Source organism: Microbacterium neimengense, assembly GCF_054782995.1.
Genome location: NZ_BAAGRK010000015.1, coordinates 383,772 through 400,271 on the forward strand (window position 1 = coordinate 383,772; position 16,500 = coordinate 400,271).

15 protein-coding genes are annotated in these 16,500 nt (G+C 70.1%); all 15 read left to right on the forward strand.

Going from position 1 to position 16,500, the window contains the following annotated elements; all coding sequences use genetic code 11:
- Window positions 1–80 precede the first annotated feature (80 nt).
- The 15 genes from pyrR to ACYVJS_RS12485 all read left to right on the forward strand — a co-directional run bounded on the left by pyrR (window position 81) and on the right by ACYVJS_RS12485 (window position 16,479).
- A complete protein-coding gene (pyrR, locus tag ACYVJS_RS12415) occupies window positions 81–611 on the forward strand; it encodes a bifunctional pyr operon transcriptional regulator/uracil phosphoribosyltransferase PyrR (protein ID WP_460740223.1) in 531 nt (176 codons plus the stop codon).
- Window positions 608–1,576: an aspartate carbamoyltransferase catalytic subunit gene (locus tag ACYVJS_RS12420; protein WP_460740224.1), complete on the forward strand. Its 969-nt coding sequence runs from the start codon at window positions 608–610 to the stop codon at window positions 1,574–1,576. The genes pyrR and ACYVJS_RS12420 overlap by 4 nt, the downstream gene beginning before the upstream one ends.
- Window positions 1,573–2,883, forward strand: coding sequence for a dihydroorotase (locus ACYVJS_RS12425; RefSeq protein WP_460740225.1), 1,311 nt, complete (start codon window positions 1,573–1,575; stop codon window positions 2,881–2,883). The genes ACYVJS_RS12420 and ACYVJS_RS12425 overlap by 4 nt, the downstream gene beginning before the upstream one ends.
- Window positions 2,880–3,392 carry a PH-like domain-containing protein gene (locus ACYVJS_RS12430; RefSeq protein WP_460740226.1) on the forward strand — a complete coding sequence of 171 codons (513 nt, stop codon included), beginning with the start codon at window positions 2,880–2,882 and terminating at the stop codon, window positions 3,390–3,392. Before ACYVJS_RS12425 ends, ACYVJS_RS12430 begins: the two co-directional genes overlap by 4 nt.
- Entirely contained in the window at window positions 3,389–4,543 is a 1,155-nt protein-coding gene (gene carA, locus ACYVJS_RS12435; protein ID WP_460740227.1) for a glutamine-hydrolyzing carbamoyl-phosphate synthase small subunit, read from the forward strand. The genes ACYVJS_RS12430 and carA overlap by 4 nt, the downstream gene beginning before the upstream one ends.
- The gene (carB, locus tag ACYVJS_RS12440) at window positions 4,543–7,830 is read left to right on the forward strand and encodes a carbamoyl-phosphate synthase large subunit (RefSeq protein ID WP_460740229.1); all 3,288 of its coding nucleotides are present in this window, start codon (window positions 4,543–4,545) and stop codon (window positions 7,828–7,830) included. Before carA ends, carB begins: the two co-directional genes overlap by 1 nt.
- The gene (gene pyrF / locus ACYVJS_RS12445; protein ID WP_460740230.1) at window positions 7,827–8,687 is read left to right on the forward strand and encodes an orotidine-5'-phosphate decarboxylase; all 861 of its coding nucleotides are present in this window, start codon (window positions 7,827–7,829) and stop codon (window positions 8,685–8,687) included. The genes carB and pyrF overlap by 4 nt, the downstream gene beginning before the upstream one ends.
- Complete coding sequence (gmk, locus tag ACYVJS_RS12450) at window positions 8,680–9,594, forward strand: guanylate kinase (protein WP_460740231.1); 915 nt, start codon at window positions 8,680–8,682, stop codon at window positions 9,592–9,594. The genes pyrF and gmk overlap by 8 nt, the downstream gene beginning before the upstream one ends.
- Window positions 9,595–9,648: 54 nt before the next feature.
- Window positions 9,649–9,903 carry a DNA-directed RNA polymerase subunit omega gene (rpoZ, locus tag ACYVJS_RS12455; protein WP_137416980.1) on the forward strand — a complete coding sequence of 85 codons (255 nt, stop codon included), beginning with the start codon at window positions 9,649–9,651 and terminating at the stop codon, window positions 9,901–9,903.
- A gap of 90 nt (window positions 9,904–9,993) precedes the next feature.
- Window positions 9,994–11,187 (forward strand): methionine adenosyltransferase, encoded by a 1,194-nt coding sequence (gene metK, locus ACYVJS_RS12460; protein ID WP_460740232.1) that lies wholly within the window; start codon window positions 9,994–9,996, stop codon window positions 11,185–11,187.
- Between the two features lies 1 nt (window position 11,188).
- Window positions 11,189–13,189, forward strand: coding sequence for a primosomal protein N' family DNA-binding protein (locus tag ACYVJS_RS12465; protein ID WP_460740233.1), 2,001 nt, complete (start codon window positions 11,189–11,191; stop codon window positions 13,187–13,189).
- A gap of 8 nt (window positions 13,190–13,197) precedes the next feature.
- The gene (gene fmt, locus ACYVJS_RS12470) at window positions 13,198–14,118 is read left to right on the forward strand and encodes a methionyl-tRNA formyltransferase (protein ID WP_460740234.1); all 921 of its coding nucleotides are present in this window, start codon (window positions 13,198–13,200) and stop codon (window positions 14,116–14,118) included.
- Window positions 14,115–15,479 carry an RsmB/NOP family class I SAM-dependent RNA methyltransferase gene (locus ACYVJS_RS12475; protein WP_460740235.1) on the forward strand — a complete coding sequence of 455 codons (1,365 nt, stop codon included), beginning with the start codon at window positions 14,115–14,117 and terminating at the stop codon, window positions 15,477–15,479. Before fmt ends, ACYVJS_RS12475 begins: the two co-directional genes overlap by 4 nt.
- 20 nt (window positions 15,480–15,499) lie before the next feature.
- Window positions 15,500–16,174: a ribulose-phosphate 3-epimerase gene (gene rpe / locus ACYVJS_RS12480; protein ID WP_460740236.1), complete on the forward strand. Its 675-nt coding sequence runs from the start codon at window positions 15,500–15,502 to the stop codon at window positions 16,172–16,174.
- Between the two features lie 41 nt (window positions 16,175–16,215).
- Window positions 16,216–16,479 carry a phosphoribosyl-ATP diphosphatase gene (locus tag ACYVJS_RS12485; RefSeq protein ID WP_137416985.1) on the forward strand — a complete coding sequence of 88 codons (264 nt, stop codon included), beginning with the start codon at window positions 16,216–16,218 and terminating at the stop codon, window positions 16,477–16,479.
- The last annotated feature ends 21 nt before the right edge of the window (window positions 16,480–16,500 follow it).

Genomic DNA, 16,500 nt, shown 5'->3' on the forward strand with positions numbered 1-16,500 from the left:
AGCGGACTCTCTGGGATAGTCTGTCTGCAAACCACAGCAACCTTTAACACCGTCCCGTGAGGCGGAGAAGGGAGCGGCGGATGAGCACGCGCACCGTGCTGCATGAGGCCGACATCGCCAGAGCCCTGACTCGGATCTCCCACGAAATCCTGGAATCCAACCGCGGTCCGGAGGGACTGGTGCTCCTCGGTATCCCGACCAGAGGAGTTCCGCTGGCACGTCGCATCGGCGCCCTCGTGTCCGACTTCGGCGGCGCACCGGTACCCGTGGGGGCCCTCGACGTCACGATGTACCGCGACGATCTCGCGAGCAACCCCACCCGGGCTCCGCATCGCACCGATATCCCCGCGGAAGGCATCGACGCGCGCACGGTCGTCCTGGTCGATGACGTGCTCTTCTCCGGGCGCAGCATCCGCGCCGCCCTCGACGCGCTCCAGGACATCGGACGCCCCGCCGCGGTACGGTTGGCGGCCCTCATCGACCGAGGACATCGCGAACTCCCGATCCGCCCAGACTTCGTCGGCAAGAACCTCCCGAGCGCGCGCGACGAGCGCGTCAACGTCCGGCTCGCCGAGACCGACGGCGTCGAGGAGGTGACGATCGAGTCATGAGGAATCTCCTCGACACCCGCACGCTCGGCCGCGAGCAGGCCCTGCGCATCCTCGACGTCGCCGAAGACATGGCCGACACGCAGCAGCGCGAGGTCAAGAAGCTGCCGACACTGCGGGGAAAGACGGTCGTGAACCTCTTCTTCGAAGACTCGACCCGCACCCGGATCTCGTTCGAGGCGGCGGCGAAGCGCCTGTCCGCCGACGTCATCAACTTCTCTGCCAAGGGTTCAAGCGTGTCGAAGGGGGAGTCCCTCCAGGACACCGCCCAGACGTTGCAGGCCATGGGAGCGGATGCGGTCGTCATCCGGCACGGCGCCTCCGGCGCACCGCGCACACTCGCCACCAGCGGCTGGATCACCGCGGGTGTGGTCAACGCCGGCGACGGTACTCACGAGCATCCGACACAGGCGCTGCTGGATGCGTTCACGCTCCGCAAGCGCCTCTTCGGCCGAGACAGCCGGGGGCGCGACCTCTCGGGTGTGTCGGTCGCGATCGTCGGCGACATCCTGCATTCCCGTGTCGCGCGCTCCAACGTGTGGCTGCTGCACACGCTGGGCGCGCGGATCACTCTCGTCGGGCCGCCGACTCTCATCCCGCAGGACGTCTCGGCGTGGCCCGCCACGGTCGAGTACGACCTCGACCGTGCCATCGCCGCCGGTCCGGCTGCTCTCATGATGCTGCGCATCCAGCTCGAGCGGATGAACGCGGCGTATTTCCCGACGGAACGCGAGTACGCGAGAGCGTGGGGCCTGGACGGCGAGCGTCTCGACGCGCTGCCGGCCGATAGCATTGTGATGCACCCTGGGCCGATGAACCGCGGTCTGGAGATCTCCGCTGCGGCGGCGGATTCGCCGCGCTCCACGGTGCTCGAGCAGGTCACCAACGGCGTATCCGTGCGGATGGCCGTGCTGTACCTGCTGCTTGCGGGCGAACGCCCCGCCTCCGAGAAAGAAGGTGCGTCATGAGCGGAACGTACGTGATCCGCGGTGTGCGACCGGTCGGTGCCGCTGCGGTCGATCTCGTCGTCGCGGACGGCCTCATCCAGGAGTTGGGGAGCGGCCTCAGCCGCGCCGGGGCCCAGATCATCGACGCCGACGGCCTCATCGCCCTGCCCGGTCTGGTCGACCTGCACACACACCTGCGCGAGCCCGGCTACGAGGCGTCGGAGACCATCCTCACCGGCTCCCGGGCCGGCGCCGCGGGCGGGTACACCGCGCTGTTCGCCATGCCGAACACCTCGCCCGTCGCCGACACGGCAGGAGTCGTCGAACAGGAGCTCGCGCTCGGCGAGGCCGCGGGCTTCGTCGACGTGCAGCCCATCGGCGCGGTCACGGTCGGACAGAAGGGCGAGCGCCTGGCGGAGCTGGGCGCGATGGCGCACTCCCGTGCACGCGTTCGCGTTTTCAGCGATGACGGCTTCTGCGTCTTCGATCCGCTCATCATGCGTCGCGCCCTCGAGTACGTGAAGGCTTTCGACGGTGTGATCGCGCAGCACGCGCAGGATCCGAGGCTGACCGAAGGCGCCCAGATGAACGAGGGCGCCGTCTCCGCGGAGCTGGGCCTCACCGGGTGGCCCGCAGTCGCGGAAGAGTCGATCATCGCGCGCGACGTCCTGCTCGCCGAGCATGTCGGTTCCCGCCTTCACGTATGCCACCTCTCCACGGCCGGCAGCGTCGACATCATCCGTTGGGCGAAGAAGCGGGGGATCGCGGTGACCGCGGAGGTCACCCCGCACCACCTGCTGCTGACCGAGGAGCTCGTGCGCGGGTACGACGCGCGGTTCAAGGTGAACCCGCCGCTGCGGCGCGACGAGGACGTTCAGGCGGTCCGGGAGGGCCTCGCCGACGGCACGATCGACATCGTCGCGACGGATCACGCACCGCATCCGGCCGAGGCCAAGGCCTGCGAGTGGCAGGCGGCAGCCAATGGCATGGTCGGACTCGAAAGCGCGCTGCGCGTCGTGCACCACGCCATGGTCGAGACCGGTCTGCTCGACTGGACGGATGTCGCGCGGGTCATGAGCAGCGCCCCCGCGGCGATCGGCCGTCTGCAGGGTCACGGTCGCCCCCTCGCCGTCGGCGAGCCCGCGCACCTGGCGCTGTACGACGACACGGTGCGCACGAGGTTCGCCGTCGACGACCTGCGCGGACGCAGCACCAACTCGCCCTACCTCGGGCGCGAGCTGCCGGGCTCGACGCGGTGGACGTTCCGCGCCGGCACGGCGACCGTGCGCGACGGCGTCGTGGCGGATGCGGCGGAGGTGCACGCATGAGCCGGGAGAGCGCGCTGCTGGTCATGCTCGCCGTCGCACTGCTGCTGATCGGCCTCACCTTCTGGGGCTGGCGGCGTCGAGTGCGACGAGACAGCGGCCTTGCCGCGCCGCTCGGATCGCCGCCCGCCGGGGCAGAGGTGCTCGCACGCTTCGTCGGCCTGTACGTCGCGACGACCGCGCATGACACCGCCCTGGAACGTCTCGCCGTTCGAGGACTCGGATTCCGCGCCAAGGCCGACCTTCTGATCACCGACGCCGGCGTGGCGCTGCTCGCTCACGGCGGCGAGCCGGTGTTCATCGACAGAACGCGCCTGGAGTCCGCTCAGCAGGCCACCGTCACGATCGACCGCGTGGTCGAACGCGACGGGCTTGCCCGCCTCACCTGGCGCATCGACGACGACACGCTCGTCGACTCCTACTTCCGCCCGCAGGACGCCTCGGCGCGCGCGGTCGCCGCCGCCCTCGACGCGATCCTGCCCCACCCCACCTCGACGGGAACCGACGTATGACTCTCTTCCGCACCGGACCGGCCGTCCTCGTCCTCGAAGACGGCACACGCCACACCGGCCGCGCTTACGGCGCCACCGGCACGACCCTCGGTGAGGTCGTCTTCGCCACCGGGATGACCGGCTACCAGGAGACCCTCACCGATCCCTCCTACGCGGGACAGATCGTCCTGCAGACCGCGCCCCACATCGGCAACACGGGTGTCAACGACGAGGACCCCGAGTCGCGTCGCATCTGGGTCGCCGGATACATCGTGCGCGACCCCTCGCGGATCGTGTCCAACTGGCGTGCCGACGAGTCGCTCGACGAGGCACTGACCAACGACGGGATCGTCGGCATCAGCGGGATCGACACCCGGGCCGTGACGCGCCACATCCGCTCCGCCGGCAGCATGCGCGGCGGGATCTTCTCGGGTGACGCCGCATCTATCGACCCCGAAGAGCAGCTGCGCATCGTGCGCGAGGCGCCGGCGATGGCGGGGCAGAACCTCTCCGCCGCGGTGTCCGTCTCCGAGACCGAGGTCACGCCTGCGACCGCGGAGCGCGTCGGCAACCTCGCCGTGCTCGACCTCGGTGTGAAGCAGGCGACGATCGACAACCTCGCCGCCCGCGGATTCGACGTGCACGTGCTGCCGCAGACCGCCACGATCGACGAGATCCGCGCGATCGAGCCCGTCGCCGTGTTCTACTCCAACGGCCCGGGAGACCCGGCCGCATCCGCCGGCCACGTGGAGCTGCTGCGCGCGGTGCTCGATGACCGCCTGCCGTTCTTCGGCATCTGTTTCGGCAATCAGCTGCTGGGGCGCGCGCTGGGCTACGGCACCTACAAGCTTCCCTTCGGCCACCGCGGCATCAACCAGCCCGTCATGGACCGCACGACGGGCCGCGTGGAGATCACCGCTCACAACCATGGGTTCGCGGTCGACGCGCCCCTGGACGGCGTGAGCGACAGCCCCAACGGCTACGGCCGCGTCGAGGTGAGTCACGTCGGCCTAAACGATCAGGTCGTCGAGGGCCTGCGCGCTCTCGACATCCCCGCGTTCAGCGTGCAGTACCACCCGGAGGCCGCTGCGGGCCCGCACGACGCGAACTACCTCTTCGACCGGTTCCGGGACATGGTCATCGCCGAGCAGAGCAAGAAGGACACCAAGTAATGCCCAAGCGCGACGACATCCGCTCCGTCCTCGTCATCGGCTCCGGCCCGATCGTCATCGGTCAGGCCTGCGAGTTCGACTACTCGGGCACCCAGGCGTGCCGCGTGCTGCGCGCCGAGGGTGTGCGAGTGATCCTGGTCAACTCCAACCCGGCCACGATCATGACCGACCCCGACTTCGCCGATGCGACCTACATCGAGCCCATCAACTGGCGGGTCATCGAGACCATCATCGCCAAGGAGCGCCCCGACGCGATCCTGCCGACGCTCGGTGGCCAGACGGCGCTCAACGCGGCGATCGACCTGCACAAGAACGGTGTGCTGGAGAAGTACGGCATCGAGCTGATCGGCGCCAACTTCGAGGCCATCAACAAGGGCGAGGACCGCCAGATCTTCAAGGAGCTGGTGATCGAGGCCGGCGCGGATGTGGCCGCCTCCGTCATCTGTCATTCCATGGACGAACTGCTCGCCGGGGCGGAGAAGCTGGGATACCCGCTCGTTGTTCGCCCCTCGTTCACGATGGGCGGGCTCGGCTCCGGCTTCGCGTACGACGAGGCCGACCTCCGCCGCATCGGGGGCGCGGGGCTGCACGACTCGCCCACGAACGAGGTACTCCTGGAGGAGTCCATCCTCGGGTGGAAGGAGTACGAGCTCGAGCTCATGCGCGACACCGCCGACAACACGGTGGTCGTCTGCTCGATCGAGAACGTCGACCCCGTCGGCGTGCACACGGGCGACTCGATCACCGTCGCCCCCGCGCTCACGCTGACCGACCGCGAGTACCAGAAGCTGCGCGACATCGGGATCGAGATCATCCGGCGCGTGGGCGTCGACACCGGCGGCTGCAACATCCAGTTCGCCGTCGACCCCGTGACCGGGCGCATCATCGTGATCGAGATGAACCCGCGCGTGTCGCGCTCCTCGGCGCTGGCTTCCAAGGCCACGGGCTTCCCGATCGCCAAGATCGCTGCCAAGCTCGCGATCGGCTACCGCCTCGATGAGATCCCGAACGACATCACGAAGGTGACGCCGGCGAGCTTCGAGCCGACGCTGGATTATGTTGTCGTCAAGGTCCCGCGCTTCAACTTCGAGAAGTTCCCCGCGGCAGACACGACCCTCACGACCACTATGAAGTCGGTCGGCGAGGCGATGGCGATCGGCCGCAACTACGCGACGGCCCTGCAGAAGGCGCTGCGCTCGCTCGAGAAGCGCGGCTCCAGCTTCCACTGGGGTGAGGAGACGCGCTCGGTCGACGAGCTGCTCGAGATCGCGGCCACCCCGACCGACGGCCGCATCGTCGTGCTGCAGCAGGCCATGCGCAAGGGCGCCACGATCGAGCAGGCCTTCGAGGCGACGGCGATCGACCCGTGGTTCCTCGACCAGATCGCCCTCATCAACGAGGTGGCCGAGTTCGTGCGCGCAGCCGGCGAGCTCGACGCCGAGGTCCTGCGGGTCGCGAAGGAGCACGGCTTCAGCGACGTGCAGATCGCCGAGCTCCGCGGGATCGGCGAGGCCGAGGTGCGCGGCATCCGCCACGCACTGGGACTCCGGCCCGTCTACAAGACCGTCGACACGTGCGCGGGGGAGTTCCCCGCGCTCACGCCGTACCACTATTCGAGCTACGACGCCGAGACGGAAGTGTCGCCCTCGGAGCGCACCAAGGTCGTCATCATCGGCTCGGGTCCCAACCGCATCGGTCAGGGCGTCGAGTTCGACTACTCATGCGTGCACGCGAGCTTCGCGCTCTCGGACGCGGGCTACGAGACGGTCATGATCAACTGCAACCCTGAGACGGTCTCGACCGACTACGACACGAGCGACCGGCTGTACTTCGAACCTCTCACGCTCGAAGACGTGCTCGAGGTGCTGCACGCAGAGAGCGCGTCGGGTGAGATCCTCGGAGTCATCTGCCAGCTCGGTGGTCAGACCCCCCTGGGTCTCGCGAAGGGCATCGAGGCGGCCGGCTACCGCATCCTGGGCACGAGCCCCGCCGCGATCGACTTGGCGGAGGAGCGCGAGCTGTTCTCGCGTCTGCTGGACGACGCGGGACTGGTCGCACCGCGCAGCGGTACGGCGATCGACGTCGAGGGCGCGGTGAGCGTGGCCGAGGAGATCGGGTACCCGGTGCTCGTGCGTCCGAGCTTCGTGCTCGGCGGCCGCGGCATGGAGATCGTCTACTCGACGGACGCGCTTCGCGACTACTTCGTCCGCATCGCCGAGGCGGCCATCATCGGCCCAGGGCTCCCCCTTCTCGTCGACCGGTTCCTGGACGACGCGATCGAGCTCGACGTGGACGCTCTGTTCGACGGTGACGAGCTGTACATCGGCGGCGTGATGGAGCACCTGGAGGAGGCGGGCATCCACTCCGGCGACTCTTCCTGCACCCTCCCGCCCGTGTCACTGGGCCGCACGGACGTGGACCGGGTCCGCGAGGCGACGCTCGCCATCGCGCAGGGCGTGGGCGTCCGGGGTCTGCTCAATGTGCAGTTCGCCATCAGCGCGGGCGTGCTCTACGTGATCGAGGCGAACCCGCGGGCGAGCCGCACGGTTCCCTTCGTCTCCAAGGCGCTCGGCATCCCGCTGGCGAAGGCGGCGAGCCGCATCATGGCGGGCAGCTCGATCGCCGAGCTGAAGGCCGAGGGGATGCTGCCCGAACAGGACGGCTCCCGTGTCCCGCTCGACGCACCGGTCGCGGTCAAGGAGGCGGTACTGCCCTTCAAGCGGTTCCGCACGAAGGACGGCCAGACCGTCGACTCCGTGCTCGGCCCCGAGATGCGCTCGACGGGTGAGGTCATGGGATTCGACCGCGATTTCCCGACAGCGTTCGCGAAGAGCCAGCAGGCCGCGTACGGCGGGATGCCCCTGTCGGGCACGGTGTTCATTTCCGTCGCAGACGCGGACAAGCGCGCCGTCATCCTGCCTGCTCACCGTCTCCAGGAGCTCGGCTACGAGCTCGTGGCCACGGAGGGCACGGCGGAGATCCTCGCCCGCAACGGCATCGCCGTGCGCACCGTCAACAAGTACTCGGCGACGCAGGAGACGGGGGAGACGAACATCGTCGACCTCATCAACGCGGGTGAGATCGACATGATCGTCAACACGCCCAGCGGCGGCCTGGCCCGCGCGGACGGCTATGAGATCCGCGCGGCCGCGGTGGCCGCGGACAAGGCGTTGTTCACGACGATGGCCGTCCTCGGCGCTGCCGTGAGCGCGCTGCCGGTGCTGCGAGAGGGCTTCGACGTGAAGAGTCTGCAGGAGTACGCGGTGGAGCGGGCGGCGCGCGCGTGAGCGCAGCCGGCTTCGGAACGCGGCTGCAGGCCGCGCTCGACGAGTACGGGCAGCTGTGCGTGGGGATCGACCCCCACGCACAGCTCCTGCGCGCCTGGGGTCTCGGCGAAGACGCCGCCGGAGTGCGCGAGTTCGGGCTGCGCGTCGTGGATGCGGCTCGCGGGCGGGTGGGCGTCGTCAAGCCGCAGGTCGCCTTTTACGAGCGGTTCGGATCGGCGGGCTACGCCGCTCTCGAGGACGTGCTCGCGGCGGCGCGGGATGCGGGACTGCTCGTGATCGCCGACGCGAAGCGCGGAGACATCGGCACCACGATGGACGGTTACGCCGCCGCGTGGCTCGAGCCGGGTGCGCCCTTGGAAGCCGACGCCCTCACCCTGAGCCCGTATCTCGGACCCGAGTCCCTGCACGAGACGATCACGCGCGCGATCCGGGCGGACAAGGGCGTGTTCGTCCTCGCTGCCACGAGCAATCGCGAGGCCGCCGTTGTGCAGACCGCCATCCCGGTGGATGCGTCCGCCGGCGACGACGAGCCGCTCGCAGCCCGCGTCGCACGCGAGGTGGGCTCCTACAACGTGGGAAGCGCGGGCGCCCTCGGACCCGCCGGCGTCGTCGTCGGGGCGACGTTGGAGCGTGCGTCGTTCGGACTCACCGACACGGTGCTGGCCGGAACACCGATCCTGGCGCCGGGCTTCGGCGCGCAGGGCGCCCAGCCGTCCGACCTCGGCGCGCTCTTCGGCTACGTGGCGTCGCAGGTGGTCGCCAGCGAGAGCAGAAGCATCCTCTCGGCGGGTCCTGCCGGTCTCGCCGCTCGCATCGACGAGAGGCGCGCACTCTATTCGGAGGTTCGCCGTGGTTGACAGTCGAACGCCGCCCGAGGTCGACCGGGCCGCTGCATCGCGCCGAGCCGTCGAGGCCCGTCGCGCCCGCGCATCGCTCAAGCGCGACCTTTCGACACGCGTGATCAGTGGCCAGGAGGTGCTGCGACGGGCTCTGGTCGACCCCGCATCCGCGGCCGGGACCCTGCGCGTCCCGGAGTTCCTCACCTCGCTCCCGGCCATCGGCGAGGGCAAGCGGGACCGCATCCTCGCCGACCTCGGTATCTCGCCCGTGAAGCGTCTCGGCGGGCTCGGGGTGCGCCAGCGTGCCGCGCTGCAGGAGTGGCTCGACGGGCGGCTCCCGGAGCCGCAGCCACGAGCCGCCCGCAGCCGCCTGCTGGTCCTCGCCGGGCCCACCGCCGTCGGCAAGGGCACCGTCGCCGCCCATATCCAGGAGCACTACCCGGAGATCCTTCTCTCCGTCTCTGCGACGACGCGCCCGCCGCGTCCCGGTGAGGTCGACGGCACGCACTACTTCTTCGTGGACGACGCCGCCTTCGATGAGCTCATCGAGCGCGGCGAACTGCTGGAGTGGGCGACCGTGCACAACAAGTACCGGTACGGAACGCCCCGCGGACCGATCGAGCGTGCCTTGGCCGATGGTCGCACGGTTCTGCTGGAGATCGATCTGCAGGGAGCCAGGCAGGTGCGGGCTGCCGCGCCGGACGCCGCGCTCGTGTTCCTGCTTCCGCCGAGCTGGGACGAGCTCGTGCAGCGCCTGGTCGGACGCGGCACGGAGGATGCGGAGGAACGCGCCCGGCGCCTACGCACCGCGCGGGTCGAACTGGCGGCCCAGGGCGAGTTCGACTACCGGGTCGTGAACGCAGAAGTCGCCGAGGCGGCGCGCGAGGTCGTAGAATTGACGAAGGCTTCCGCGCGTCCGTCGTGATGCGTCGTCGTCGAACGACTCTCCGCCGACATCCCCGAACCAGGAGGTACCGCCATGGCTGGGACCAACCAGGGCATCATCGAGCCCCCCATCGACAGCCTTCTCGACAAGGTCGACTCGAAGTACCAGCTCGTCATCTACGCATCCAAGCGGGCGCGTCAGATCAACGACTATTACTCGGACCTGCACGAGGGCAACCTCTTCGACAACGTGGGCCCGCTCGTGGACTCCACGATCGAAGACAAGCCGCTGACGATCGCGCTGCACGAGATCAACGAGGACAAGCTGCGGCTGCGTCACGCCGAGTGATCTGATCACCTCGACGCTCCCCCCGGCACTTCGGTGTCCGGGGGGAGCGTCACAGTGGGGGAGTACCTCACGTCTCGAGTGGGAGTTGCGATGACCGAGCTGCGTCTGTTCACGTCCGAGTCCGTCACGGAAGGGCATCCGGACAAGATCTGCGATCAGATCTCCGACAGCATCCTCGACGCGATCATCGCGGAGGATCCGACGGGACGCGTCGCCGTTGAGACACTCGTGACGACGGGGCTCGTGCACGTCGCGGGTGAAGTCTCGACGCGCGCCTATGTCGAGATCCCCGCGATCGTACGTCAGGTCGTGAACAGCATCGGATACACCTCCAGCGACACCGGATTCGACGGCGACTCGTGCGGTGTGTCTGTCTCGATCGGCGCGCAGTCCTCGGACATCGCGGCAGGCGTCAACCAGGCGTTCGAGCAGCGCGAGGGTCGGTCGGTCGATCCCCGAGACGAACAGGGTGCCGGCGACCAGGGCATCATGTTCGGCTTCGCCACGACCGAGACCGAGCAGCTCATGCCCATGGCGGCGTGGACCGCGCACCGGATGGCCGAGCGCCTGGCCGCGGTGCGCCGATCCGGCACTCTCGATTTCCTCCGTCCCGACGGCAAGACGCAGATCACCCTCGGCTACGACGGCCACACTCCGAAGACGGTGGAGTCGGTCGTGCTCTCGACGCAGCATCATCCCGATATCGGTCAGGACGAGCTGCGCGAGCTGGTGCGTCGTGAGGTCATCGATCCCGTGCTCTCCGACACCGGACTCGACACGCCCGACGTGCAGTACTACATCAACCCCGCCGGCCCCTTCGTGACCGGTGGCCCCAAGGGCGATGCCGGCCTGACCGGGCGCAAGATCATCATCGACACTTACGGGGGCGCGGCACGCCACGGCGGCGGCGCCTTCAGCGGCAAGGACCCGTCCAAGGTCGACCGCTCCGCCGCCTACGCCATGCGATGGGTCGCGAAGAACGCGGTCGCGGCGGGACTCGCGGAGCGCCTCGAAGTGCAGATCGCGTACGCGATCGGCAAGGCGAGTCCCGTCGGCTTGTATGTCGAGAGCTTCGGCACGGGGCATGTGAGCGACGAGACGATCACCGCGGCCATCCTCGACGTCTTCGACCTCCGGCCCAAGGCCATCATCGACCAGCTGGATCTGCTGCGTCCCATCTACTCGGCGACGGCCACCTACGGTCACTTCGGCCGCGAGCTTCCCGAGTTCACCTGGGAGCGTCTGGACCGCGTCGACGAGTTGCGCGCCGCAGCCGGGCTCTGAGATGACCGGGGCAGCCGGCCCCGCTCGGCCCGTCGCGCGCGTGCTGCTCGACTCGCCGCTGCCGCAGCTCGACCGCCTCTTCGACTACGCGATCCCGCCCGAGTTCGATGAGGATGCCGTTCCCGGCGTGCGCGTACGCGTTCCGCTGCGCAGTGCCGGCCGCGTCGTCGACGGGTTCCTCGTCGAGCGCGGCGAGGAGACGGATCACGAGCGTCCGCTCTCGGAACTCGACAGCGTGGTCTCACCCATGCCCGTCCTGCCGCCGAGCCTCTACGGCCTCGCCCGGCGCGTCGCTGATCGCGCGGCAGGGTCCGCATCCGATGTCCTCCGCCTCGCCGTGCCGAAACGGATGGTGCGGGCGGAGAAGGCATGGCTGCATTCGCCCGAGCCCGTCGTCGAGGTGCCCCATGCCGACGCGGTGAAGACCGCTGAAGAGGTCCTCGCTGCGTTCCCGCACCTGGCGGAGGGAATTCGAGCCGGTGAACGCCTCGCCCTGGATGCGACGCCGCGCGTCGCGCAACTCGCGGAGGGCGCCACGGTGGGATCCTGGGCGGTTCTCATCGCTGCCGCAGCGACGATCACCCTCGCCGCGGGACGCAGTGTCGTCATCGTGGTTCCTGACCACCGCGATCAGGACCAGGTGATGACCGCGCTCGCGGGGCGCGTGCCGACGAACGCACTCGTGCAGTCCGACGCGCGGCAGAGCGGGCCGTCGCGCTACGGCGCCTATCTACGCACCCTCGCCGCGGCCCCCTGCATCGTCGTCGGCAACCGATCCGCCGTCTACGCACCCACGACGAACACGGGGCTGGTCGTGATCTGGGACGACGGCGATCCGTTGCTCGCAGAGCCGCTCAGCCCGGGCGTGCACGCCCGAGACGTGGCGTTGCTGCGGCAGGAGAGCGAGCAGAGCGCCCTGCTGGTGCTCGGGCACACGCGCACGACGGATGTCGAGCGACTCGTTCAGATCGGCTGGTTCCGTCACCTCCCGGCGGCGCGGCGTGTCACACCGCGCGTGATCTTGACCGCGACATCGGATGCGGTCGCGCAGGCCCGCATCCCCTCCTCGGCGTTCCAGGCCGTGCGCGACGCGCTGACGGAGGGGCCGGTGCTGGTCCAGGTCGCTCGCCCCGGCTACGCGCCCGTGGTGGTCTGTTCGTCCTGCCGCGCGCCCGCGCGCTGCCTGCACTGCTCCGGTCCCCTCCGGGTGCGCAGACAGGGCCGGCCGCCCGAGTGCTCCTGGTGCGGACGCGGGATCGCCGGCTGGCAATGCGCCGTGTGCGAGGGTCAGAACCTGCGGCTCGCATCGTCGGGAAGCGAGCGCACCGCGGACGAGCTGGGTCGGGCGTTCCCGGGAACCCGAGTGATCGTGGCCGACGGCGACCACCCCGTCGCGCGCGTCGAGCATCGGCCCGCTCTGGTCATCGCCACCCGTGGGGCAGAGCCCATCGCGGACGGCGGCTACCGTGCCGTGCTGCTGCTGGACGGCGACCGGATGCTGCTCGCCGAGGATCTGCGCATCGGCGAGGCGTGCCTGCGGTGGTGGTCGAATGCCGCAGCGTTGGCCGCGCCGGGCGCACCCGTCCTGCTCACCGGGGTCGCAGGGCCCCTCGCCCGCGCGCTGGCGACATGGACGCAGCCCGCCCAGGCCCGTGCGGAGCTCGCCGACCGCACGGTGCTGCATCTGCCGCCGGCGGTGCGGGTGGCCGTGGTGGAGGGGGAGCCCCGGATCCTCCACGACACCCTCGCACAGTTGCGCGTTGAGGTGCCCTCCCTGGATCCGGAGGCGATCCTCGGGCCGTCCGAGATCCTTGGGGAGGACCCGCCGCGCTCGCGAGCCCTCGTGCGTTTCGACTACGGCCAAGGGAAGGCGGTGACGGGCTCGCTGCGGGCCGCGGTGATCGCCGACGCCGTCCGCGCACGCCGTGCACGCGGCCGCGGTCCCGCGCGGAGCCGGAATACACTCAGAGTTCGGGTGGACGTGCCCGATCCCGAGCTGTGAGGAACCCGATGCGTCTTGTCTTCGCGGGAACGCCCGAACCCGCCGTCGCCTCGCTGCGCGCGCTGGCCGGCACCGATCACGAGATCGCCTGCGTCGTCACCCGCCGTGACGCTCCCGTCGGGCGCAAACGCGTCCTCACGGCGTCGCCCGTCGCCGCGGCGGCCGCCCACCTCGGGATCGACGTGCTCAAGACCGATCGTCTGGATGCGGAGGCGACCGAGCGCATCGCTGCCCTCGAACCGGATCTGGGCGTCATCGTGGCCTACGGTGGCCTCGTTCGCGAACCCCTGCTGAGCACCCCCCGTCTCGGGTGGATCAATCTCCACTTCTCGCTGCTGCCGCGCTGGCGGGGAGCGGCCCCCGTGCAGCGGGCCCTCATCGCCGGAGACAGTGAGACCGGGACGAACGTGTTCCAGCTCACGGCCGGTCTCGACGAGGGCGACGTCTACGGCGGCACCCGGTACCGCATCCCCGCGACCGCCACCGCGGGACGCGTCCTGGAGGATCTCGCGCGCGACGGCGCTGCGGCGCTCGTCGACGTCGTGGATCAGTTGGCTGCGGGGACGGCTCGAGGAGTTCCGCAAGCGGGGGAGAGCACATACGCGGGCAAGCTGACCGCGGAGGACGGCCGTCTGGACTGGACACAGACGGCGGATGCCCTGCTGTCACGCTTCCGTGGCACGACACCCGAACCGGGCGCCTTCACGACGATCGACGGCGTACGCGTCAAGATCCACGACATGCATCGCGCGGAGCACGCCGCGACGTTGGCACCCGGCGCCATCCGGGCCGCGCAGTCCGAGGTGCTCATCGGCACGGCCACCGAGCCGGTGGCGCTCGTTCGCGTGCAGCCGGCGGGCAAGGCGGCGATGGCGGCGGGCGACTGGCTGCGAGGACTCCGCGCGGCGGACGGGCTGGTGGCGTCGTGAGTCGCTTCGATCCGCGACGGGTGGCCTTCGACACACTGCGCGCCGTCGCGGCATCCGACGCGTACGCGAACCTGCTTCTGCCGGTCGAAATCGCGCGCGCCGGGCTCGACGCGAAGGATGCGGCCCTCGCCACCGAGCTGACGTACGGCACCCTCCGGCGTCTCGGCACCTACGACGCGATCATCGCGTCGGCGGCGGGCCGATCTACCGACGATATCGACGAGGACGTGCTCGACGCCCTGAGGCTGGGCGCGCACCAGCTGCTCTCGACCCGCATCGCCTCCCACGCGGCCGTGCACGAGACGGTGGCGCTCGTGCGTGAGACGATCGGCGCGGCGCCGACCGGATTCGTCAACGCGGTGCTGCGGCGGATCTCACGCGATACGCCGGGCGAGTGGCTCGCCCGCATCGAGGGGGCGGCCCGTTCGGACGACGAACGGCTGGGGCTCGCGTACGCGCACCCGGTCTGGGTGATCCGCGCCTTCCGACGGGCGCTGGCCGCCGAAGGTCGCACCGACGAACTCGACGACCTCCTGCGCGCGGACAACGCCTCACCGCGGGTCTCGCTCGCCGTGCTCCCCGGACTCGCCGAACGGCCGTCGGGGCTCGCACCGACGCGGTACTCGCCCGTGGGCGCCCTCTCCGCGGGCGGCGACCCCGAGCCGCTCATCCGCGCGTCCGGCGGCCGCATCCGCGTACAGGACGAGGGCTCGCAGCTGGCGGCGCTCGCCCTCAGTCGCGCCGAGCCGGTGCTCGCCGGCGAGCGATGGCTCGATCTGTGCGCGGGGCCCGGCGGCAAGACCGCCCTGCTGGCCGCCGAAGCCCTCGCCGGCGGTGCAGTGCTGGAGGCGAACGAGATCGCGCCGGCCCGCGCGGGACTCGTGCGTCAGGCCCTCGCCGGTGTTCCCGCCGAGGTGGCCGTCAGCGAGGAGGACGGGCGTTCGCGGGCCGGCCGCGGGCGCTACGACCGCATCCTGGTCGACGCGCCGTGCACGGGCCTGGGGGCCCTCCGTCGCCGGCCCGAGGCGCGCTGGCGGAAGTCGCCGGAAGACGTGGCGGCGCTCGCGAGCCTGCAGCGGGAGCTCTTGGAGAGCGCGCTCGATGCGCTGACGCCGGGCGGCATCGTCGCCTACGTCACGTGCTCGCCCCATCTGGCCGAGACGAGTGCGGTCGTGGCGGAGGTGCGAGAGCGCCGAGGCGACGACATCGAGGAGATCGACGCCCGCGCTGTGCTGCAGGATGTCGCGAATCAGCCGATGGATCTCCCGACGCCCGCCGACGGCAGCGGACGAGCGCAACTGTGGCCCCACCGCCACGGCACGGACGCGATGTCGATCTCGCTGCTGCGACGCCGTGCGTGACGCTCGCCGATAATGGCAGGGTGAGCGCTCCCCGCATCAATCCCTCGATCCTCGCCGCCGACTTCGTCAACATGCAGGCCGAGCTCGGTCGCATCTCCGGCGCCGACTTCGTGCACGTCGACGTGATGGACAATCATTTCGTGCCGAACCTGACGTTCGGTCCGCAGATGGTCGAGCGGGTGCAGGCGACGAGTCCCGTGCCGCTCGACGTGCACCTGATGATCGACGACCCCGACCGGTGGGCGCCGGGATACGCAGAGCTGGGCGCGGCCTCGGTGACGTTCCATCTCGAGGCCGCCGCGGAGCCGGTTGCGCTCGCACGGCGACTGCGTCAGATCGGTGCTCGCGCCGGGGTCGCGATCAAGCCCGGAACCTCGGAGGAGCCGCTGCTGGAGCTGTTGCACGAGTTCGATCAGATCCTCGTGATGACCGTGGAGCCGGGTTTCGGCGGGCAGTCGTTCATGCCCGAGACGATGCCCAAGCTCGCCCGACTCGCCGACGCCGCGCGCCGGGTCGACTCGGCGGTCTGGCTCCAGGTCGACGGCGGCATCGCTCCGGCCACCATCGAGCAGGCGGCGTCCGCCGGTGCAGACACGTTCGTCGCCGGATCCGCCGTGTTCGGCGCGGCGGATCCGGATGCAGCGATCTCGGGGCTTCGAGCGCAGGCCGCTGACGCGAGGACGCACCGCCACTGAGCGCGACATCCGCGCCGGCCGGCGGACGGTACCCTAGAACGGTGAAGACGTTCGACGACCTGTTCGCGGAGCTCGAGCTCAAGGCCCGGACGCGCCCCGCCGGATCCGGCACCGTCGCGGAGCTGGATGCCGGTGTGCATGCGATCGGCAAGAAGATCGTCGAAGAGGCGGCAGAGGTCTGGATGGCCGCCGAGTACCAGAGCGACACGGAAGCGGCGGAGGAGATCTCGCAGCTGCTCTACCACCTGCAGGTGCTCATGCTGGCCAAGGGCCTGACGCCGGCGGACGTGTACCGACATCTCTGATGCCCGCACCCGCCGCATCCG